General features: G+C 60.9%; 17 protein-coding genes. 15 read left to right on the top strand and 2 right to left on the bottom strand.

Annotation, left to right across the window (positions count from 1 at the left end):
• Nucleotides 1–74: 74 nt before the first annotated feature.
• Nucleotides 75–923: a tryptophan 2,3-dioxygenase gene (gene kynA / locus TL5118_RS03180; protein ID WP_058244005.1), complete on the top strand. Its 849-nt coding sequence runs from the start codon at nt 75–77 to the stop codon at nt 921–923.
• A 461-nt stretch (nt 924–1,384) separates the two neighbouring features.
• On the top strand, nt 1,385–3,868 hold the full coding sequence (locus TL5118_RS03175) for a Hint domain-containing protein (protein WP_058243891.1): 2,484 nt from the start codon (nt 1,385–1,387) through the stop codon (nt 3,866–3,868).
• Between the two features lie 38 nt (nt 3,869–3,906).
• Here TL5118_RS03175 and TL5118_RS03170 read toward each other — a convergent pair whose 3' ends face one another.
• Complete coding sequence (locus tag TL5118_RS03170) at nt 3,907–4,791, bottom strand: LysR family transcriptional regulator (protein ID WP_058243890.1); 885 nt, start codon at nt 4,789–4,791, stop codon at nt 3,907–3,909.
• Nucleotides 4,792–4,879: 88 nt separating this feature from the next.
• On the opposite strand from TL5118_RS03170, the gene TL5118_RS03165 reads away from it, so the two are divergent.
• Nucleotides 4,880–5,503, top strand: a complete 624-nt coding sequence (locus TL5118_RS03165) for a LysE family translocator (RefSeq protein ID WP_058243889.1) — start codon at nt 4,880–4,882, stop codon at nt 5,501–5,503.
• Here TL5118_RS03165 and TL5118_RS03160 read toward each other — a convergent pair.
• Nucleotides 5,500–6,279 carry a gamma-glutamyl-gamma-aminobutyrate hydrolase family protein gene (locus TL5118_RS03160; RefSeq protein ID WP_058243888.1) on the bottom strand — a complete coding sequence of 260 codons (780 nt, stop codon included), beginning with the start codon at nt 6,277–6,279 and terminating at the stop codon, nt 5,500–5,502. The genes TL5118_RS03165 and TL5118_RS03160 overlap by 4 nt on opposite strands.
• 216 nt (nt 6,280–6,495) lie before the next feature.
• Between TL5118_RS03160 and pepN the strand changes: the two genes are divergently transcribed.
• The 12 genes from pepN (at nt 6,496) to TL5118_RS03100 (ending at nt 21,659) form a co-directional block, all read left to right on the top strand.
• Nucleotides 6,496–9,048, top strand: a complete 2,553-nt coding sequence (gene pepN / locus TL5118_RS03155; RefSeq protein ID WP_058243887.1) for an aminopeptidase N — start codon at nt 6,496–6,498, stop codon at nt 9,046–9,048.
• A gap of 371 nt (nt 9,049–9,419) precedes the next feature.
• The gene (locus tag TL5118_RS03150) at nt 9,420–10,637 is read left to right on the top strand and encodes a hypothetical protein (protein WP_058243886.1); all 1,218 of its coding nucleotides are present in this window, start codon (nt 9,420–9,422) and stop codon (nt 10,635–10,637) included.
• A gap of 240 nt (nt 10,638–10,877) precedes the next feature.
• Nucleotides 10,878–11,465 carry an SGNH/GDSL hydrolase family protein gene (locus TL5118_RS03145; protein WP_058243885.1) on the top strand — a complete coding sequence of 196 codons (588 nt, stop codon included), beginning with the start codon at nt 10,878–10,880 and terminating at the stop codon, nt 11,463–11,465.
• A gap of 177 nt (nt 11,466–11,642) precedes the next feature.
• On the top strand, nt 11,643–13,157 hold the full coding sequence (gatB, locus tag TL5118_RS03140) for an Asp-tRNA(Asn)/Glu-tRNA(Gln) amidotransferase subunit GatB (protein ID WP_058243884.1): 1,515 nt from the start codon (nt 11,643–11,645) through the stop codon (nt 13,155–13,157).
• A 180-nt stretch (nt 13,158–13,337) separates the two neighbouring features.
• The gene (locus TL5118_RS03135; RefSeq protein ID WP_058243883.1) at nt 13,338–13,829 is read left to right on the top strand and encodes a thioesterase family protein; all 492 of its coding nucleotides are present in this window, start codon (nt 13,338–13,340) and stop codon (nt 13,827–13,829) included.
• Between the two features lie 72 nt (nt 13,830–13,901).
• Nucleotides 13,902–14,345 (top strand): DUF4177 domain-containing protein, encoded by a 444-nt coding sequence (locus TL5118_RS03130; protein ID WP_058243882.1) that lies wholly within the window; start codon nt 13,902–13,904, stop codon nt 14,343–14,345.
• Nucleotides 14,346–14,486: 141 nt separating this feature from the next.
• Nucleotides 14,487–15,110 carry a J domain-containing protein gene (locus tag TL5118_RS03125; RefSeq protein WP_058243881.1) on the top strand — a complete coding sequence of 208 codons (624 nt, stop codon included), beginning with the start codon at nt 14,487–14,489 and terminating at the stop codon, nt 15,108–15,110.
• A gap of 100 nt (nt 15,111–15,210) precedes the next feature.
• Complete coding sequence (locus tag TL5118_RS03120; RefSeq protein WP_106404169.1) at nt 15,211–16,281, top strand: NAD(P)H-dependent flavin oxidoreductase; 1,071 nt, start codon at nt 15,211–15,213, stop codon at nt 16,279–16,281.
• Nucleotides 16,282–16,402: 121 nt separating this feature from the next.
• Nucleotides 16,403–17,389: a cobaltochelatase subunit CobS gene (gene cobS, locus TL5118_RS03115; protein ID WP_058243879.1), complete on the top strand. Its 987-nt coding sequence runs from the start codon at nt 16,403–16,405 to the stop codon at nt 17,387–17,389.
• Nucleotides 17,390–17,400: 11 nt separating this feature from the next.
• Nucleotides 17,401–17,835, top strand: coding sequence for a DUF4240 domain-containing protein (locus TL5118_RS03110; RefSeq protein ID WP_131727398.1), 435 nt, complete (start codon nt 17,401–17,403; stop codon nt 17,833–17,835).
• Nucleotides 17,832–19,712: a cobaltochelatase subunit CobT gene (gene cobT, locus TL5118_RS03105; protein WP_058243877.1), complete on the top strand. Its 1,881-nt coding sequence runs from the start codon at nt 17,832–17,834 to the stop codon at nt 19,710–19,712. Before TL5118_RS03110 ends, cobT begins: the two co-directional genes overlap by 4 nt.
• Nucleotides 19,713–19,856: 144 nt before the next feature.
• Nucleotides 19,857–21,659 carry an aminopeptidase P family protein gene (locus TL5118_RS03100; protein WP_058243876.1) on the top strand — a complete coding sequence of 601 codons (1,803 nt, stop codon included), beginning with the start codon at nt 19,857–19,859 and terminating at the stop codon, nt 21,657–21,659.
• Nucleotides 21,660–21,828: the final 169 nt, after the last annotated feature.

Here is a 21,828-nt window from a genome sequence, read left to right as displayed (position 1 = left end):
CCTTCATCTTGCTATAAATACTCAAATCCCCCCGCTGCCGCCTGATGCGCCAGTGGATGTTCCAGGTGACACAGATGACCAAAGAAACCCCGAACACCCCCTTTAATCCCGCCAAAGACGGGGCCCAGATGAGCTTTGACGGGCGGATGTCCTATGGCGATTATCTGGGACTGGATGCGATCCTCAGCGCCCAGCACCCGCTGTCCTCGGCCCATGATGAACTGCTGTTCATCATCCAGCACCAGACCTCTGAGCTGTGGATGAAGCTGGCCGTGCATGAATTGCACGCCGCCCGCGACCTGTTGAAAGACGGGCAATATCGCCCCGCCTTCAAGATGCTGGCGCGGGTCAGTCGGATTTTTGAACAGCTCAATTCCGCCTGGGACGTGCTGCGCACCATGACGCCCTCAGACTACACGCGCTTCCGCGAGGATCTGGGCCAAAGCTCGGGCTTTCAAAGCTATCAGTACCGTCAGATCGAATTTATGCTGGGCAACCGCAATCAGGCGATGCTGAAACCGCATGCTCATCGCGCGGATCTGACAGAGTTGCTGACCGCTGAACTGGCGCAGCCGTCGCTCTATGACGTGGCCCTTGCGGCACTGTCCCAGGCGGTGGGTCTGCCGGATGAGGTGCTGAACCGCGCCCCAGACACCCCCTATCAGACCAGCGATGCCGTCACAGAGGCCTGGACCAAAATCTACCAAGATCCCGAGGCCCATTGGGAGCTGTATGAGCTGGCAGAAAAGCTGGTGGATCTGGAGGATTACTTCCGCCGCTGGCGGTTCAATCATGTCACCACGGTGGAACGGGTGATCGGCTTCAAACGTGGCACCGGCGGCACCGGTGGGGTCAGCTATCTGCGCCGCATGTTGGAGGTTGAGCTTTTCCCGGAACTCTGGCACCTGCGCACCGCACTCTGAACCGACACCTCGGCCAGTACGCCATGCGATGACACTAAGGTCGCCGCCCTATCAGGGGCTGCGGCCGAAAATCTGGAAACAACCTCTGCGCAATGCGCCGGCACGTTTCCCAATAAGAAACAATAGACCTTACCGCGCCGATGTATTGCCGGAAAATAAGGCCAAAGGATGACACAAATCAGCCCCAGCCCCCATCGCTGAACCACCCTACCCCCGCGCGGTGCCTTAACCCGAATTTAGCACAGCCCCTTTAAACACAGCGCTTCTTGCCCCTGTTCCCTCCTGGCGGATCAGACAAGCGCGGTGGATGCGCTGCGTTTGGCCTGCCTCATTTCGCCCGTCCCAGGCGGACATATGCCGCGATGTCGCCCCTTTCCGCCCCAAACCCTGCCGCAGCTCGGCATTAATCTTGCTGTCAGTCAAACACTTACGCGCGCTCGCGCCTTATTGGAGCCCATGACATGCCGTCTGGATATCTGGTCACACTCGGAGATGGTTCGCTGGATGCAGGCGATGTGATCAGCGGCAGCCTGGTCACCTTCACCACGGATCAGACCATCGGCTCGGGTCAATGGACTTGGACCGGCACCTATAACGGCACCCCCTACACCAATGAGGTGGAGCCGGGCACCTATTACTTGGCCACAGATGGCAACGTCTACTTTGAGCCTAGCTTTGGCCCGGTGACCACGCTGACCTCCTCCACGGTCGTTTCCGCGCCTAGCTTCAGCTTGCCCGGCAACGGTGTGGTCGATGGCACCGGTGAGGCTGAGGTGATCGATGGCAGCTACACCGACAGCGAAGGGGAAAGCGTCAGCTCAGGCGCCGACAGCATCGCCGCAGGTGGCGGTGATGACACCATCACCGCACAGGGCGGCAACGACACGATTGAGGCTGGCGCAGGCAATGATGTTGTGTCCGGTAACGGCGGCGCCGATCTGATCTATGGTGACAGCCAAAGTGCCAGCGCCGGCACCTCTGAAACACTCAGCTGGACGGCGCAGGGCAGCAACGGTGACAGCATCGCCAGCGGCCTGACCGTGACCACCGGCGAAATGCAGGTCACTGCCAGTTTCACCGACACCGGCAACAACAACCCGCGCATCGAAATTGATACCAATGACACCGGCTATGTTGGCGCAGGCGAACCCTTTGACGCCGATAGCCTGGTCTACCTACGCGGTGACGGCGATGGCGACACGCTGCGCGCCAACTTCAACTTTGCCGCCGTGGCCGGTTCGGAAATGCAGGATGAGGTGGAAAACCTCACCTTCCGCATCAATGACATCGACTGGGGCGACAACAACCACACCGATATCATCACAGTCACAGCATTGGATGCCTCGGGCAATCCGGTTGCGGTGACCTTCACCCTTGGCGGTGGGGACACGCTGGTTGGCAATACGATCACCGCTGATGAGGTTGGAGAAAACCCGCAGGATCTTGGCGGTTCGGTCCTGATCACCATTACCGGGCCGGTCAGCTCCTTTGAGATTGAATACAGCAACGGTCAAAACGGCTCACAGGCGGTGTGGCTGTCTGACCTGCACTTTGACACCCTGCCGCAAGAACCGGGCGATGATAGCATTTCCGGTGGCGGTGGTGCCGACACGATCTTTGGCCAGGAAGGCGATGACACGCTGTCCGGCGATGGCGGCTCTGACAGCCTGTCGGGCGGTGAAGGCGATGACAGCCTGTCCGGTGGCAACGCCAGTGACACGCTGGATGGCGGCACCGGCAATGACACCTTGGCAGGCGGCGCTGGGGGCGACAGCCTGAGTGCCGGATCGGGGATGGATTTCCTCGACTACACCGCGTCCGACGCCGGGGTCAGCATCGACCTTGCCAACAGCACCGCAAGCGGCGGCCATGCCGATGGCGATACGCTGGGCAGCGGCCTGGATGGCATCCTCGGCTCGGACTGGAACGACACGCTCACCGGCTATGACGGTCAGGGCGTGGATGATGGCGTGGCTTGGACCAACGTCTTTTACGGCAATGACGGCGATGACCTTCTGGATGGTGCCGGCGGCGATGATGAGCTTTATGGCGGCGCCGACAACGACACGATCATCGGCGGCACCGGTGCAGACCTCATGGATGGCGGTGAAGGCAATGACCGCCTGCTGGTCGGGTCGGGCGATACGGTCACCGGCGGCGGCGGTGATGACATCTTTATCATCGACGACACCGCCCTTGGCGGTGGCACAATCACCATTGATGGCGGCGAAACCGACGAACCGGGCGGTGACACGCTGGACTTCGCAGGTCAGATCGGCTGGGGCGACGTCACCTTCACAGACACCAACCCGGATGCGCTGGCAGGCTCGGCGACGCTGGGCGATGGCACGGTGGTCAACTTCTCAAACATTGAGAACTTGGTCATCTGTTTCACCACCGGCACCCGGATCTGGACGCCGCAGGGCGCCCGACTGATCGAGACCCTGCAGCCCGGCGATCTGGTGCTGACCCGCGATCACGGTGTGCAGCCGGTGCGCTGGATTGGTCAGCGCACGGTCAAAGGGGCCGGTCGGTTTGCCCCCATCCGCTTTGCCCAAGGGGTGATCGGCAACGAACGTGAGCTACTGGTGTCACCACAGCACCGGATGCTGCATCAGTCCACCGCCGCGAACCTCTACTTCAACGACAGCGAAGTGCTGATCCCGGCCAAACACATGGTCAACGGAGACTCGATCCAGCAGATCGAGACCGAAGAGGTGACCTATGTGCACATGCTCTTTGACAGTCACGAAATGGTCTTTGCCGAAGGTGCTGTTAGCGAAAGCTTCCACCCCGGTCAGATGGGCCTCTCGGCCATTGACGCCCCTGCGCGCGAGGAGCTGTTTGCCCTGTTCCCGGAGCTGCGCTCAAACCCCAATGGCTATGGTGACACCGCCCGGATCTGCCTGCGCGCGCATGAGGCGCAGCTGTTGCGGGCGGCGTGACTGCGGCAAATTCGCCAGACATTCGACCTTTTCAGGCCTCAATGCTGCATTTTTGCCAGCATATCTAACAACTGCGTGGTCAGCGGATTGGCCACCGCCCCGGCGGGCCACACTGCATAGACCGGGATCGGTGCAACCTGCCATTCCTGCAAAACCTCCACCAACCGACCGGCCACCAGGTCCGCCGCCACGAAATGGGTGGGCGGTGAGGCTAAGGCCATGCCAAGACGGGCGAAATCCGACATGGCTTCGATATTGTTCACCGTGATATTGCCGGCCTGCAGCACCTGCGCCTCTTGCCCCTTCGGTCCGGTCAGGACGCGCTGATCACTCATTTTTGCAAATCGCATCCATGGGATTTGGCCAAGATCTGCGGGCACCTCAATCGGCGGATGTTTCGCCAGAAAGTCAGGACTGGCGACCAGCACCCGCGGCATATCCCACAGCTTGCGACACATTAGGCTGCTGTCGGTCATCCCGCCAGAACGCAGCGCCAGATCATAGCGGTCCCCCACCAGATCCTCCCATATGTCGGAGTAGTGCAGATCCAGCGCAACCTGCGGATTTTCCGCGTGAAACCGCGCCAGTTTGGCCGCAATCGGCGATCCCGCCATGGCCGAAGTCAGGGTGATCCGCAACGTGCCACTGAGCGCCGCCTCAGGATCGCGTGCCTGCATCAACCCGGTTTCCGCCAGCCCCAGCATCGCCTCAGCCGAGGCCGCCAGACGTTCGCCCGCATCGGTCAGGCTCAACCGCCGGGTCGAACGATAGAGCAAGGGGCGGCCCAGCTCCTCCTCCAGCTGTTTGACGTGATAGCTGACGACCGAAGGGGTCAGGCCCAGCGCGCGCCCAGCGCCCCGGAACGATCCCTGCCGCACACATTCGGCAAAGATACCCAGCGATTTCAAACGATACACCAGCATTAATCTAACTTTTCGCACAATCTGTTCGATTGCTCCACTCTACCGAACAGTTGCCCCCCGGGCTAGCTCTGATCGGAAAGGAGACCCCATGCCTGCCCTCACAATCCCCTTCCTGCCGATGGCGCTTTTCGCCGCCTCCCTGTCACTGGCGCCCGGACCGGTGAACCTGATCATCCTGTCCACCGCGCTGAACCATGGTGTCAGCGCGCCGCTGCGCTTCATCACCGGGGCAACGGTGGGCTTTACGGCTCTGTTGATCCTGACCGGTCTGGGCCTCAGCGCCACACAGGCGCTGCCCGACGGCGCGGTTGATGTGATCAGCTGCCTAGGCGCCTTGGTGATCCTCTATTTCGGCTACGGTCTGCTGCGCGCCGAGGGCACGCTGGACACCCGCCAGATCCCGGTGCCCGGCTTCTGGCAGGGGGCGGCGCTGCAGTGGATGAACCCCAAGGCCTGGATTGCCTGCCTGAGCGGCGTTGCCCTGTTCAATCTACAGGGCAAGACGTTGGAATTGATGCAGTTTTCCGCCCTGTACTTCATCGTATGTTTCTGCGGCATCGGCGCCTGGGCGGTGCTGGGGCACAATTTGACACGGCTGCTGAACACCGCACGCCGGCGGCGGGTACTGAACATCGGGCTTGGCCTGTGCCTGATGGTGCTGGCCCTCAGCCTATCCGCCCCGGCGCTGCTGCGGCTGATAGGTCTGGATTAAGCGCTTTGCCGCAGCGGATGGGCCCGCCGGGCCTCCGCATAGGCGCGGGTGGCGATTCCAAAGGCTTCGAAAAGCGGGCGCGACACGGGGTCATTGGCGCTGTCCCATTCGGGATGCCATTGCACCGAATAGGTGAAGCCCGGCGCGTCCTTGACAAAAATCGCCTCGGGCGTGCCATCAGGCGCATAGCCGTCGATCACGATGCGCGCGCCCGGCTCTTTGATGCCCTGCCCATGCAGCGTATTGGTCATCACCTCCTGCGCGCCCATCATCTGATGGAAGGGGCCAGCGGCGGAAAACTTCACCGTATGGCGCAGGGCAAACTTCTCTTCCAGGGTGCCATCGGGCGGCATCCGGTGGTTCATCCGCCCCGGCAGATCGCGAATTTCCGGATAGAGCGAGCCGCCCATCGCCACGTTCACCTCTTGGAACCCGCGGCAGATCCCCATGAAGGGCTGGCCGCGTTCCACACAGGCCCGCACCAGCGGCAGGGTGATGGCATCACGGCAGCGGTCAAAATCGCCATGCGCCTCGGTCGCGGGCTCCCCGTATTCTTCGGGATGCACATTGGGGCGACCACCGGTCAGGATGAAGCCATCGCAGGCCTCCAGCAGTTCCTCTACCGTGACCAGACGTGGATCTGGCGCAATCAGCATCGGTAGGCAGTTGGACACGGTCGCCACCGCTTCTGAGTTCATATGCCCCACCGCATGTACGGGGTAGCTGTCATTGATCAGATGCTGGTTGCCGATGATGCCGACAATGGGACGTGTCATATTGGGCCTGTCAAAGCTGTTGTGCGATGGGGCCACATTAGCGTTACCTGCCTTCTCGGCCCAAGTGTTTTGCTGCGCACCAGCGCGCAATAGGCTGTGCGGTCTCCTTTCCGGTGGATAATTCAGCAAACCTGAATTCCACGGCATTGAAGCCCTGCTAAAACCGCCCTACCCTCCGCCACAACCAAACGTGTAACCCGTACCCGGAGACAGTCGATGAAAGACGCCGCCCCGCAGAAGATCTACCTCAGTGATTATCAGGTGCCGAACTATCTGGTGGAGGATGTGCATCTGACCTTCCGTCTGGCGCCTGAGGCGACGCGGGTGCTGTCACGCATCACCTTCCGCCCCAATCCCGACGCCAGCAGCAAGGATTTCTTCCTGCATGGGGAGGATCTGCAGCTGATCTCAGCCAAGATCGATGGCGCGGAGGTCACCCCGGATCTGGTGGTCGGCGGCCTGACCTGTGCCGTGCCGGATGCGCCCTTCGTCTGGGAGGCGGAGGTGGAAATCAGCCCTGCCACCAACACCGCGCTGGAGGGGCTTTATATGTCAAACGGCATGTATTGCACCCAGTGCGAGGCCGAGGGCTTTCGCAAGATCACCTATTACCCCGACCGCCCCGATGTGATGTCGGTCTTTACCGTGAGGATCGAAAGCGACCTGCCGGTGCTTTTGTCCAACGGCAATCCGGTTACGTCTGGTGAAGGTTTTGCAGAATGGCATGACCCTTGGCCAAAACCGGCCTATCTGTTTGCGCTGGTGGGCGGGGAGCTGATCAACCACCCCGACACATTCACGACCAAGTCCGGCAAGGAGGTCGAGCTGAACATCTACGTCCGTCCCGGTGATGAGGGCAAATGCGCTTTCGGGATGGAAGCGCTGAAAAAGTCGATGGTCTGGGACGAAGAGGTGTATGGCCGTGAATATGACCTCGACATCTTCAATATCGTTGCGGTGGATGATTTCAACATGGGGGCGATGGAAAACAAGGGGCTGAACATCTTCAACTCCTCCTGTGTTCTGGCCTCAGCCGAAACCTCAACCGATATGAACTTCGAACGGATCGAAGCGATCATTGCACATGAGTATTTCCACAATTGGACCGGCAACCGCATCACCTGCCGCGACTGGTTCCAACTGTGCCTGAAAGAGGGGCTGACGGTTTACCGCGATGCCCAGTTCACCGCAGACATGCGTTCAGAACCGGTGAAGCGGATCGAAGACGTCATCGCCCTGCGCGCCCGCCAGTTCCGCGAAGACAACGGCCCGCTGGCCCATCCCGTACGCCCTGACAGCTTTGTGGAGATCAACAATTTCTACACCGCCACCGTCTATGAAAAGGGCGCCGAACTGATCGGCATGTTGAAAACCCTTGTCGGTGATGCCGCCTATTATAAGGCACTGGACCTCTATTTTGATCGCCATGACGGCGATGCGGCCACCATTGAGGATTGGCTGACCGTGTTTGAGGAAAGCACCGGTCGCGATCTGTCCCAGTTTAAACGCTGGTACGAACAGGCGGGCACGCCCCGTCTGGCGGTGGAAGAAGCCTATGAAGATGGCACCTTCACCCTGACCTTCAAACAGTCCACGCCCCCTACCCCCGGACAGGATCAGAAAGACCCGCGGGTGATCCCCATTGCGGTGGGCCTGCTCAATCCCAATGGCGATGAGGTGGTGCCGACAACGGTGCTGGAAATGACCGAGGCGACGCAAAGCTTCCGTTTTGAGGGGCTGACCGCACGGCCAACGCCCTCGATCCTGCGCAGCTTCTCGGCGCCGGTTATTCTGGAACGCGCCAGCAGCAACGCTGAACGCGCCTTCCTGCTGGCCCATGACACCGACCCCTTCAACAAGTGGGAGGCCGGGCGCGCCCTGGCCCGCGCCGGCCTGGTGGAGATGATCCTGAACGGGGCCGCACCGGACGGGGCTTATCTGGATGCGGTGCTGCAGGTGCTGCGCGATGACAGCCTGGACCCCGCCTTCCGCGCGCTGGCGTTGGGGCTGCCCAGTCAGGATGATCTGGCCCAGACGCTGGTGGATCAGGGCCACACGCCGGATCCGCAGGCCATCTATGAGGCGCTGGAAACCCTGAAAATGGCAATGGCCACCCATATGCAGGATGTGCTGCCGCGCATCTATGCCCAGTATCAGGTGACCGAGGCCTATCAGCCCGATGCCGCACAGTCCGGAGCACGGTCGCTGGCCAATGCTGCCCTGTCGCTGATTTCCCGTGTAGATGGCGGCACTGCCGCGCAGGCGCAATACGACAGCGCCGACAATATGACCCAGCAACTGGCCGGGCTGGCCGCGCTGTTGACCGCGGGCAAAGGCGCACAGGCCGTCGCCACCTTCTATGAGCAATGGAAAGAGGACCGTTTGGTCATCGACAAATGGTTCGGCCTGCAAATCAGCCTCGCCGATCCAGCGCAAGCCGCTGAGGTGGCGGAGCAGCTGACACAGCATCCCGATTTCACCATGAAGAACCCCAACCGTTTCCGCGCCACGCTGGGCGCGCTAGCCATGTCACCCGCCGGGTTCCACCGTGCGGATGGGGCAGGCTACAAACTGCTGGCGGACTGGCTGATCAAACTGGATCCGCTGAACCCGCAGACCACCGCGCGGATGTGTTCCGCCTTTGAAACCTGGAAACGCTATGACAGCGACCGTCAGGCGCTGATCGCCGCCCAGCTGGACCGCATTCTGGCGCAGGACGGTCTCAGCCGTGACACCACCGAAATGCTGACCCGCATTCGCGGCAGCTAAGGGCTTATCAATATCGGTGGCCCCGGCGCATTTCTCAGGCCGGGGCCGCTGCACACAACGCCGCCGCGAATCCTGCGATCTGCCGCCCGCGCCAAGGCGCCTTCGCCGCCGATACTGCAAAAGGCGTCAGCAGCCGCCGGTCACGTAAAAATCCCGACAATTGTCGAAATATCGACAGTAAAACCGTCGTTTCAGGCGCAATCCGTCAGCCACCTGACGGTTGTTTCCATATCTGACCCAATTGCCGCCAAACCCTCCGCAGTTTCTGCCCGAAAGCTCCTTCGGGCTGCCTTCTTTCCGCCCGAAAGCGGCGCGACATTGGTGGGGTAACAAGTGATCCAGTACCCGTTGCCAAGTAAAAGAAGAGCCCCATGATCAAAGCCACGTTTGCACGCCCCACTCTGCTCAGCAAATTGCGACCGACATGGCGGAATGCCGCCGCCCCCAAACGCCCCCTTTCGACTGACCTGTCGACCCACCCGTCGACCCCCGGGGCGCAAACCCGTCGCCTGGACCTGCCAGAAAAACCCACCAGCGCCGAAGACAGCCTGCGTCAGCAGATCGAAGCACGCGGCCAGTTTCTGGCCCGTCAGGACCGCTGGGAGGAGCTGGGTGAGGAAATCCGCGCCGCAGATCAAAGCCGGGACTGCACCCCCGGCGGCATGGGTCTGGCCGATCTGTTGGCCCGGGGTGCCCGCCTGGATGTGGTGCAGCCGGTGGAACAGATCCTCAGCGATCCCGCGCTTTTGCCGCAACATGCCCCCCGCGAAGGCATCTCTGCCCTCGAAGAGGTGCTGGAAGATCACCCCGAAGATTTTGGTGTCGCCCTTGTGCTGATCCAGGCCCATATCGATTTCGCCTGGGCCTGGCGCGGTGAGGGCTGGCACGATGCTTTGCCGCCACAGCGGCAACACTCCTTCCTGCGCCATATGGCGCGCGCCGAAGCCCTGCTGGACCGTTTCAGCCCCTTCGAACATGACAGCCCCGCTCTGGCGGCCTGCCGCTGCGCCCTGCTCGCTGCGGCGGTGGAGCCTGATGCCAGACTGGCGGATGACTACGAAGACCTGATCGATCTGGACCCGGGCAATCCGCGCCATATGCGGGCCTTTGGCAACCACCTGCTGCCCCGGTGGTTTGGCTCTTATCAGATGCTTGAGGTTGAGGCGCGCCGAGTTGCGCTGATGACCGAGGATCTGTGGGGCGCCGGCGGCTACGCCTGGGTTTATCTGGACGCATTGTCCGTGGATCCCGGGGCGCTGGAACTTCTTGATGCGGATTTCTTCCTGGATGGGATGCGCGATATTCTGGAGCGGGCACCGGACCAGCATGTGGTCAACACCTGGGCTGCCTTCTGCGCCGTGACCCTGCCCGCCCTGCCCGCCCATCGCCGCGCCACCCGCGAAGGGCTGAGCCGGCTGCGCGCTGCGCTGGACTGGATCCAGCGCGACCACCTGCAGGAATTGCACCCGCTGATCTGGGGCCAGGCCAAACTGGGTCTGGGCGCCTATGCCAGCCTGCCCTCCATCGAAGAGCTAACCGAAATGGGCCGCACCGCCGCCCAAAACGCACTGGCCCCACAGCCGGCCTAACCGCCCCGCTGCCCGGGCTATCCCAAAACACCGACCTGCCTGACTGCGCCCCCTTCGGGGGGCGTTTTTTTTGGGGGAACAGCGCTCATCCCCGCAGAAACACCGGCCTTATCGTTCTTTATCGTTCTTCCGCAACGATCCCCTGCAGAACTGTTTGATCTTGCCGCAAGATTGGATAAAGATCTGCAAATTACAATTTTCCGAACGAGACATTTGAGGACCCAAAAACACATTTGCCTGATGGGTGATTCCATCTTTGACAACGATGGCTATGTCTTGGGGGAACCAGGCGTGATTGAGCAATTGCGGCGTTCATTGCCCCAAGGCTGGTCTGCCTCCAAAGTTGCAGTTGACGGAGATCGCATCGGTCACATCACAGAGCAACTTGAGAACGTACCCACCCACACAACCCACATTTTTGTCAGCATTGGCGGCAATGATCTTCGGACTTTTGGCCATTTGCTGAGGGAAATTACACAGGGCGCGAGACTGGAACAGCTGATTGCCGCCCCTTTGGCAGAGTTCGAAGCCAGTTATGGCGCCATGCTGGACAAGCTGTTGCAACACGGCCTGCCCGTAACGGCCTGCACCATCTACACTGCAATCCCCTTTGCAGAACCTGAAATGCGAAACCACGCGCCGGCCGCAATAAACGCTTTCAACGTGCGGATCCTGCAAATGGCAGAAGCGCGGAGTGTGCCGATCCTCCGACTGGACAAGATCTGCGCAGAGAAAGAGGGCTTCGCGGAAATTTCCCCAATTGAGCCCTCTTCACAAGGCGGGCAAAAGATTGTCGATGCCATTTTGCAGTCCTTTACCGCCGCTTGATAGGCACCCCGCTCTTTTAGGCTGCTGCTACATACTGCTCGCTTGCTGGGTTTGACGGAAACCACCCTGGTCATCGGTTCATCATGGGTTCTTTCAACCCGCCCCCACCAAACCCCCTTGCCCCTCAACCGCCCCTGTCCTAGAAGGCAAGCTGATGCTTTCGAAGGACATGAAACCATGCTGGACCTGACCTATGAGACCCCGAAACCCAAGGTGATTGCCGGGGCCAAACATGACTGGGAACTTGTGATCGGCATGGAGGTCCATGCCCAGGTCAGCTCAAACGCCAAGCTGTTCTCGGGCGCCTCGACCAAATTCGGTGCGGAGCCGAACGCCAATGTGGCCTTCGTGGACGCCGCCATGCCCGGTATGCTGCCCGTCATCAACGAATACTGCGTTGAGCAGGCCGTGCGCACCGGTCTGGGCCTCAAGGCGGACATCAACCTGTTCTCGGCCTTTGACCGCAAAAACTACTTCTACCCTGATCTGCCGCAGGGCTATCAGATCTCGCAGCTCTATCACCCCATCGTGGGCGAAGGCGAAATCCTGGTCGACATGGGCCCCGGCGTGGCCCGTCTGGTGCGTGTCGAACGCATCCACCTGGAACAGGACGCGGGTAAATCGATCCACGATATGGATCCCAACATGTCCTTTGTGGACCTGAACCGCACCGGTGTGGCGCTGATGGAAATCGTCTCGCGCCCTGACATCCGCGGCCCGGAAGAGGCCGCCGCCTATGTGACCAAACTGCGCCAGATCCTGCGCTATCTGGGCACCTGTGACGGCAACATGCAAAACGGCAACCTGCGCGCGGATGTGAACGTCTCGATCTGCCGCCCAGGCCAGTATGAGAAGTATCAGGAAACTCAGGACTTCTCGCACCTCGGCACCCGTTGCGAAATCAAGAACATGAACTCGATGCGCTTTATTCAGGCCGCGATCGAGGTTGAGGCGCGTCGTCAGATCGCCATTGTGGAAGCTGGTGGCACCGTCGATCAGGAAACCCGTCTCTACGATCCGGACAAGAACGAAACCCGTTCGATGCGCTCCAAAGAAGAGGCGCATGATTACCGCTACTTCCCCTGCCCTGACCTCCTGCCGCTGGAGATTGAACAGGCTTGGGTTGATGACATCGCCGCCTCGCTGCCGGAACTGCCCGACGCCAAGAAAGCGCGTTTCATGGGCGACTATGGCCTGACTGAATATGACGCCTCGGTTCTGACCGCCGACACCACCTCGGCCGGTTTCTTCGAAGGTGTGGTTGCATCCTGTGAAGACGGCAAACTGGCCGCCAACTGGGTCATCAACGAATTGTTCGGCCGCCTGAAAGCGGATGAGAAAGACATCAGTGATAGCCCGCTGTCGCCCGCCGCGCTGGGTGGCATCATCAAGCTGATCAAGGCCGACACCATCTCGGGCAAGATCGCCAAGGACGTCTTTGAAATCGCCTATACCACGGGCCGCGATCCGGAAGAGATCGTAGAAACCGAAGGCATGAAGCAGGTGACGGACACCGGCGCCATTGAGGCCGCTCTGGATGAAATCATCGCCGCCAACCCGGCGCAGGTGGAAAAGGCCAAGGTGAACCCGAAACTGGCCGGTTGGTTCGTCGGGCAGGTGATGAAAGCCACCGGCGGCAAGGCCAACCCGAAAGCGGTGAACCAGCTGGTGGCGCAAAAGCTCGGCAGCTGAGCCCCACCACAGCCCCGGCAGACAGAACGCGCCTTCGGGCGCGTTTTTCTTTACGCTGTGCCCTCCCTTTCAATGTTCTAAAAAACTCCCACCGGAGGCATCCGCCCTTTCCTTTTCGCGGCCCGCTTGGCAGCTTGGGCGCAACCGACCTAACTGCACTGACCCAACCCGAGGCACAAAATGTCCGAGCTGCTCCAAAGCCAAATCCCCTTCCTCTCAGAGGTGAAAACCGTTCTACCGGAATGGATTGACTACAATGGCCACCTCAACATGGCCTATTACAACGTGTTGTTTGACACCGGCGCGGATGAGGCGTTTGCCGCAATGGGTTTTGGCCCCGATTATGCCAGCAGCCGTCAGATGACGACCTATAGCGCCGATTTCCGGCTGCGCTACCTGCGGGAGATTCACGAAGGCGACCGGGTGCGCGTGGGGTTCCAATTGCTCGACAGCACCGACAAAAGCTTCCATTTCTGTCAGTGGCTCCTGCATGAAGAGGGCTGGCTCTCGGCCACCGGTGAAGGTGTTGGGCTGCACATCGACATGTCTGGCCCCAAGGTTGCGCCCTACCCGGCGGATGTGGCTGAAAAGGTTGCCGCGATGCAGACGGCCCATGCCGCCTTCCCGAAACCGGATTTTGTTGGCTTGCCCCTTGGGCTGCGACGGGGATAAGAGGGCGCAACGGATTGAACCGGGGCGCCGCTGCTGTTAGCCTGCGCCGCGTTTAAAACAGGGATCTCTTTGATGACGCAGTATGATTACAAGGTTGTGCCCGCCCCGGCGCGTGGGGTGAAGGCCAAGGGGATCAAAGGGGCTGAAGCCCGTTTTGCCAATGCCGTGGAATTGCAGCTGAATGATCTGGCCGCTGAGGGCTGGGAATATCAGCGTGCCGAAACCCTGCCCAGCGAAGAGCGTTCGGGCATTGCCTCCTCGGTCACAGCCTACCGTTCAATCCTGATTTTCCGCCGTCCCAAACCCGCACAGGATGATGGGTTCCAGCCGATGCCCGAAAGCTTTGAGGCTGAGGCGCATATCCCTGCGGATGGTGAGGCGGACGCTGCTGAGCCAGAAACAACCGCTGAGGCCCCGCGTGGCGAAGGGGATGTTCTGCGTGACCGTGTGGCGCAGCTGATGGAACAGGGTGATACGCAGGCTGCAGAACGTTCGGACGCCTCAAAAGACGGCTGAAATCCTCGCGCCGCGCCTTGATCCGGGCGCGATCTGTGACCTGCACAAGCGGCGACAGAATTTCTGCCCTGCGGCAAGTTTGCCCTTCAACTTGACCTGATTTGGTCTATTATCGGCGGTCCGAGTCGAAAAGGTGATCTCATGGATAAATCAGACCCCTTCGGGTTCGATATGTCGATCAAATCGGCAAAGAAAAAGAACCCCCGTGGCCGCCGTACCATGTCCGGTGCGTCGGAAACCTCTACCCGGCAGTGCGAACATGACGGCTGCACCGAAGCCGGGGCATACCGCGCGCCAAAAGCGCCGGATGTGTTGGATGAGTTCCGCTGGTTCTGCAAGGATCACGTGAAGGAATATAACGCCAAGTGGAGCTTCTTTGACGGCAAGACCGAGGCTGAGATGAACGCCCAGCGTTCCTCGGACAAGGTTTGGGAACGTGAGACCAAAAAGGCCACCGATCCCGAAGCCCGTGCCTGGGCCCGTCTGGGCATCGAAGATCCGCATCAGGTTCTGGGTGGCAATGCCACACAGAACCCCGGCCGCAACGCCGGTGCAGGCCGTCGCCTGCCCGCGGTGGAGCGCAAAGCGGTGGAGATTTTGGCCGTGCAGGACACCATGTCCAAGGCTGAAATCCGCAAAGCCTACAAGAAGCTCATCAAGGTGCTGCACCCCGATATGAACGGGGGCGACCGCAGCCAGGAAGAACAGCTGCAAGAGGTCATGTGGGCCTGGGACCAGCTGAAGGACAGCCGCAACTTCCTGTGATATTTGCAGTAAGTAGAAATACCAGCCGCGCCCCTTTGGGCGCGGTTTTTGTTTGTCCCCCTCCCTTCCAAAGGCCATGTTGGCGGCAGGAGGACACATCATGCAGAGCATTCTGGCGCCCCGTCTGGGCCTTAAAACCCCGATCATTCAGGCCCCGATGGCCGGTGTGTCCACCCCCGCCCTTGCGGCGGAGGTGTGCAAGGCTGGCGGCATGGGGGCACTGGGGCTGGGCTCCGTTGATGCCGAAGGCGGGCGCAAGGCGATCCGCGCTGCGCGGGATTTGGGGGCGACCTGTCTGAATGCCAATTTCTTCTGCCATCACCCAGAACAGCTGGCAGCCGACAAGGCGGCGCGCTGGTGCGCTGCACTGGCGCCCGAGTTTGCCCGGTTTGAGGCTACGCCGCCCAATGAGCTGCGCGAAATTTACCTGTCCTTTGTCGCCGATCCCGAACGGCCCGCCATGCTGCTGCAAGAACGGCCCGAAGTTGTCTCCTTCCACTTTGGCCTGCCCTCCGCCAGCGTGATTGCCGCCTTGAAGGAGGCGGGCATCACGCTGCTGGCATCGGCCACCAATGTCGCCGAAGCGCAGGCATGTGTCAGCGCGGGCATGGACGGGATTGTTGTGCAGGGGATTGAGGCTGGCGGCCATCGCGGCATTTTTGACCCCTTGGCCCCGGATGAGGCGTTGCCAACGCTGGACCTGCTGGCCCGGATCAAATCACGCACCGATCTGCCTTTGATCGCGGCTGGCGGGTTGATGGATGGGGTGGATTGCGCGCGCGCCCTGCAGGCTGGGGCGGATATGGTGCAGCTGGGCACCGCCTTTGTCCTGTGCCCTGAAACCTCCGCCGATGAGGGTTACCGCGCGGCGATGGCATCGGATGCGGCCAATCATACCGGCTTCACCAGTGCGATTTCCGGCCGCCCGGCCCGCGCACTGCCCAATGCCTTCACCGCATGGGGGGAAGATCGACAGGATGACAGCCCCGGCTACCCGCACACCTATGATGCGGGCAAAGCGCTGCATGCCGCCGCCAAGGCCAAAGGTGATCACAGCTATGGCGCCCATTGGGCCGGATCCGGGGCTGCCCGCGCCCAAAGCCTGCCCGCCGCGGAGCTGATGGCCCAACTGATTGCGCAGCTTGCAGCAGAAATACGGGCGCGCACGTAACGTAGTGTCACTTTTCCCATGCACCTGTCGCTTTTCGCCTTTTCCTTCGCGTTTCCGTCGATATGTTGCTGCGTGAGACGCATTTCGGGTGGCACCCCACCCTGACCGAAGAGGAATGACCATGGCCGAGGGCATGATGGAGCAGAACGCAAAACCCACCGAAGATATCTCGGTTCGCGATGTTTTTGGCATCGACACCGACATGACCGTGAAGGGCTTTGCCGAAGCCAGCGACCGCGTGCCGGAAATCGATCCGACCTATAAGTTTGACCCGGACACCACGCTGGCCATTCTGGCCGGTTTCTCGCGCAACCGTCGTGTGATGGTGCAGGGCTACCACGGCACTGGTAAATCGACCCACATCGAACAGGTTGCCGCCCGCCTGAACTGGCCCTGTGTGCGTGTGAACCTCGACAGCCACATCAGCCGGATCGACCTGATCGGTAAAGACGCGATCAAACTGCGTGATGGCAAGCAGGTCACCGAATTCCACGAAGGCATCCTGCCCTGGGCGCTGCGCAACCCGACCGCGATTGTGTTTGACGAATATGATGCGGGCCGCGCCGACGTGATGTTTGTGATCCAGCGTATTCTGGAAGCGGACGGCAAGCTGACGCTGCTGGACCAGAACGAAGTGATCACCCCGAACCCCTATTTCCGCCTGTTTGCCACCGCAAACACCGTAGGTCTGGGCGACACCACCGGCCTTTATCATGGTGTGCAGCAGATCAACCAGGCGCAGATGGACCGTTGGTCGCTGGTCGCGACGCTGAACTACCTCAGCCATGACGCGGAAACCAACATCATCCTGTCGAAAAACCCGCATTACAACACCGAGGCCGGTCGCAAGACCATCGGCCAGATGGTGACGTTGGCGGATCTGACCCGCACCGCGTTTATGAATGGCGACCTGTCCACCGTGATGAGCCCGCGGACCGTGATCAACTGGGCCCAGAACGCTGAGATCTTCCGCAATGTGGGCTATGCTTTCCGTCTGAGCTTCCTCAACAAATGTGATGAGCTGGAACGCCAGACCGTGGCCGAGTTCTACCAGCGCTGCTTTGACGAAGAGCTGCCCGAAAGCGCAGCCAGCATGAGCTTGGGGTGAACTTATATGCCATGATTGACACGCAGTTTTGGTCATTGATCGAGAAAATTGAAGGCTGCAAGCGGCAAGATGAATTAACCGATTTTGGACCGCTTGTCGCCGCGCTCTCGAAAATGACCGAAGCTGACATTCATGGTTTCTATGAGTGTCTGGCTCAAAAAGCCTATGCACTGGACACGAGAAAACACTACCGCCGCTTTAGCTGGATTCCAGGATTGTCCGATAGTTTTCTGTACACACGCTTGATGGTCGTCGCGCAGGGAAAACATGCATACCAAGATGTTCTGAAAACCCCCCGGGCTTTTCCCAAACGTTCATCGAATTGGCTCGAAGATTTGCTGTATGTGGCAAACGATGCTTATTTTGACAAAACTGGTCGCGACTTTCCGCGTGATTCATCGGTGGATATTGAGAGCTTCTCAAACAAAGAAGGTTGGGCCAAATGAAAAAACCAAGCGACAACCCCGCTGATCCGTTCAAAAAGGCCCTTGCCGAGGCCACCAAGGTCATGGCCGATGACCCGGAATTGAACGTCGCCTACACGGTTGATCCGGCAGGCATGGCGGGCGACACCATTCGCCTGCCCCAGGTCAGCCGCCGGATGACGCGGGATGAGGTTCTCTTGGCCCGCGGCACCGCTGATGCTTTGGCGATGCAGCGCAAGTATCACGATATGACCACCCATGCCCGCTATGCGCCCCCCGGCGACATGGCGCGTTCGATCTACGAAGCGATGGAAGTGGCCCGCTGCGAGGCAATGGGCGCGCGTGACATGCCCGGCACCGCCGGTAACATCGACGCCAAGATTGAGTCCGAGGCCCGCCGCGCCGGCTATGACCAGATCAAACAGAGCGCCGATGCGCCGCTGTCCGTGGCGGCCGGCTATCTGATCCGTCATCTGGCCACCGGGCGCGACCTGCCGCCTGCAGCTGCCAATGTGATGGATCTGTGGCGCGGCTTCATCGAAAATCAGGCCGGCGGCACGCTGGAGGATCTGCAGGAACGCCTGTCTGATCAGGCGGCCTTTGCCAAGTTTGCCCGCCAGATCATTGAGGACCTGGGCTACGGCGATCAGCTGGGCGATGATCCTGATGAGGAAAACGAGGATCAGGAAGACGACGCCAGCGACGATCAGGATGATCAGCAGGAGCCCGACAGCTCGGGCAAGGATGATCAGGAAGATCAGGAGGCCGAAGCCGATCCTGAACGCAGTCAGGAAGAACAGCAGGACAGCTCCGAGGCGCAGGTCTCGATGGATGACATGGCCGAAGAGGAAATGTCGGACGAGAGCGAACTGCCCGACGGTGAAGCGCCGCTGGAGCCGCCTGCGCCGCCACCAGCCTCAGAGGCGGATCCGAATTACACCGTCTACAATGACGCATTTGACGAAGAAATCATGGCCGAGGAGCTGGCCGAACCGGCCGAGCTGGAACGCCTGCGCGCCTATCTGGATCAGCAGCTGGAGCCGCTGAAAGGTGCGGTCAGTCGCCTGGCCAACAAGCTGCAGCGTCGCCTGCAGGCGCAGCAGAACCGCAGCTGGCTGTTTGACATGGAAGAGGGCATTCTGGACGCTGGCCGTCTGGCCCGCGTGGTTGCCAACCCCACGACACCGCTGTCGTTCAAGGTGGAAAAAGACACTGAATTCCGCGACACCGTGGTGACCCTGCTGCTTGACAACTCCGGCTCCATGCGGGGGCGCCCGATCTCAATCGCGGCGATCTGTGCGGATGTTCTGGCCTCCACGCTGGAACGCTGTGACGTGAAGGTTGAGGTTCTGGGCTTCACCACCCGGGCGTGGAAAGGTGGCCAGAGCCGTGAAAAATGGCTGACCGAGGGGCGCCCGCAACAGCCGGGCCGCCTGAACGACCTGCGCCACATCATCTATAAAAAAGCCGACGCCCCGATGCGCCGCACCAAGGCCAATCTGGGCCTGATGATGAAAGAGGGTCTGCTGAAGGAAAACATCGATGGTGAGGCACTGGAATGGGCCCACCGCCGTATGCTGGCCCGCCCTGAGCAGCGCAAAATCCTGATGGTGATCTCGGACGGGGCGCCGGTGGACGATTCAACATTGGCGATGAACCCGCAGAACTTCCTTGAAAAGCACCTGCGCGACGTCATTGCCATGGTCGAAAAGCGCAAACAGGTGGAACTGATCGCCATCGGCATCGGCCATGACGTGACCCGCTACTACCAACACGCGGTGACCATCACCGACGCGGAGCAGCTGGCGGGCGCCATGACCGAACAGCTGGCGGGCCTGTTTGATCACGATCCACGCGCCCGGGCCCGCACCATGGGTATGAAAAAGGCCGGATTGTAAGATCCGACCTCAGATCTGAGAGCTAAGCAGAGCGCGCCAACCGGCGCGCGCTGTGGTTTTGGGCATGGCTTTGCCTCTGGCCGGGATATTTGTACAAACGGACAAAGCGCTGGCGTTTCAGCCAGCCGCACATGGGAGACAGGGATGTTTCAGAGTTTTGCAGAAAGCGCCTCACCCGCCGAAGGGCCCGGACGTCTGGCCAAACTGCGCGAAGTGTTGAGTGCCGAAGCGCTCAGCGGGTTTCTGGTGCCGCGCGCGGATGTGCATCAGGGCGAATATGTTGCCCCACGCGATGACCGGTTGGCTTGGCTGACCGGCTTCACCGGCTCGGCCGGCTTCTGCGCTGCGCTGCTGGATCAGGCGAGGGTCTTCATTGACGGGCGTTACCGCACCCAGGTGAAGGCGCAGGTAAGCCTCGAGCATTTCAACCCGGTGCCCTGGCCCGAAACCCAATTGGCGGACTGGCTGAAAGAACAGCTGCCCGAGGGCGGCGTGATCGGCATAGATCCCTGGCTTCATACCGTGGGCGAGGTGGCCACCTTGGTGCAGCGCCTGCAAGGCAGCGGCATCACCCTGCGGGAGGTCGACAATCTGTTGGACCGTGTCTGGTCGGATCAGCCTGCAGCACCGCTTGGGGCTGTCACGATCCAGCCGGAGGAACAAGCCGGCGAAAGCCACGCAGACAAACGCGCCCGGCTGGCCGCAGGGCTGCGTCAGGCGGGGCAGACGGCGGTGGTGATCACCCTGCCCGACTCGCTCGCCTGGCTGTTGAACATCCGCGGCAGTGACATCGCCCGCAATCCGGTGCCGCATGGGTTTGCCATCCTGCATGATAGCGGTGCAGTAGATCTGTTTATGGCTGCCGAAAAACTGCCCGAGGACGTGCGGACCCATCTGGGATCTGAGGTGACGCTGAAATCGCCAGAAAATCTGGCTGCTGCCGCCACCGCGCTGACAGGACGGGTGCTTCTGGACAAAGGATCGGCCCCGCTGGCGCTGCAACGCGCGCTGGACGCTGGCGCGGCCGAGGTTGTGCTGGGCCGTGATCCGGTGATCCTGCCCAAGGCCTGTAAAAACCCGGCCGAGGTCGCAGGTGCCCGCGCCGCCCACCTGCGCGATGGTGCCGCCATGTGCGAGTTTCTGGCCTGGTATGATGAACAGCCCGTCGGCTCTCTGACTGAGATTGACGTGGTCACCCAGCTGGAGGCCTGCCGCCGGGACACCGGGGCGCTGTTGGAAATCAGTTTTGACACCATCTCGGGCACCGGCCCAAACGGCGCGGTGATCCACTACCGGGTGACCGAGGCCAGCAATGCCCGGTTGGAAAACGGCCAACTTCTGGTGCTGGATTCCGGTGGTCAGTATCAGGACGGCACCACGGATATCACCCGAACGCTGGCTGTGGGTGACGTCGGACAGGAAGAACGCGCCTGTTTCACACGGGTCCTGCAGGGCATGATCGCGGTATCGCAGCTGCGGTTTCCAGCCGGGCTGTCGGGACGTGACATTGATGGTTTTGCCCGCGCGCCGCTTTGGGCTGCGGGGCTGGACTATAACCATGGCACCGGCCACGGGGTTGGCGCCTATCTGTCGGTGCATGAGGGGCCCCAAGGTATCAGCCGCCGCAACATGGAACCGCTGCAGCCGGGGATGATTCTGTCCAATGAACCGGGCTATTACCGCGAAGGTGCCTTTGGCATCCGCATTGAAAACCTGATTGTGGTGGAACAGGCCGCCGCCCTCAGCGGGGCGGATGATCGCGCGATGCTCAGCTTTGAAACATTGACCTATGTGCCCATCGATCGCCGCCTGATCGCCGCCGAAATGCTGAGTGAGAGCGAGCGCGAATGGCTCAACAGCTACCATAAAGCGTGCCGCGACAAAATCGGCCCTCGGCTTAGCGCGAAAGCCAAGCTATGGTTAGCGCAATCAACCGCGCCGATCTGAGAAAAGATCAGCCAGGAGTGGATACCGGGGGCCGCTGATCGGCCCCCCGCGCATGTCTGGCCTTGGGAGAGGCCCGCAGGTGTGACTGTTCACGTCAATGGAACGTCGCGTTCCGTCGCCCTCAGGCGGCAGGGGCCGACATATTGATGTAACAATCGCCATGCAAAGC

The sequence above is a fragment of the Thalassovita autumnalis genome (assembly GCF_001458255.1).
Lineage (GTDB): Bacteria > Pseudomonadota > Alphaproteobacteria > Rhodobacterales > Rhodobacteraceae > Thalassobius > Thalassobius autumnalis.
Note: the sequence above shows the minus strand (reverse complement) of the source record. Positions and strands in the feature narration are given on the sequence as shown.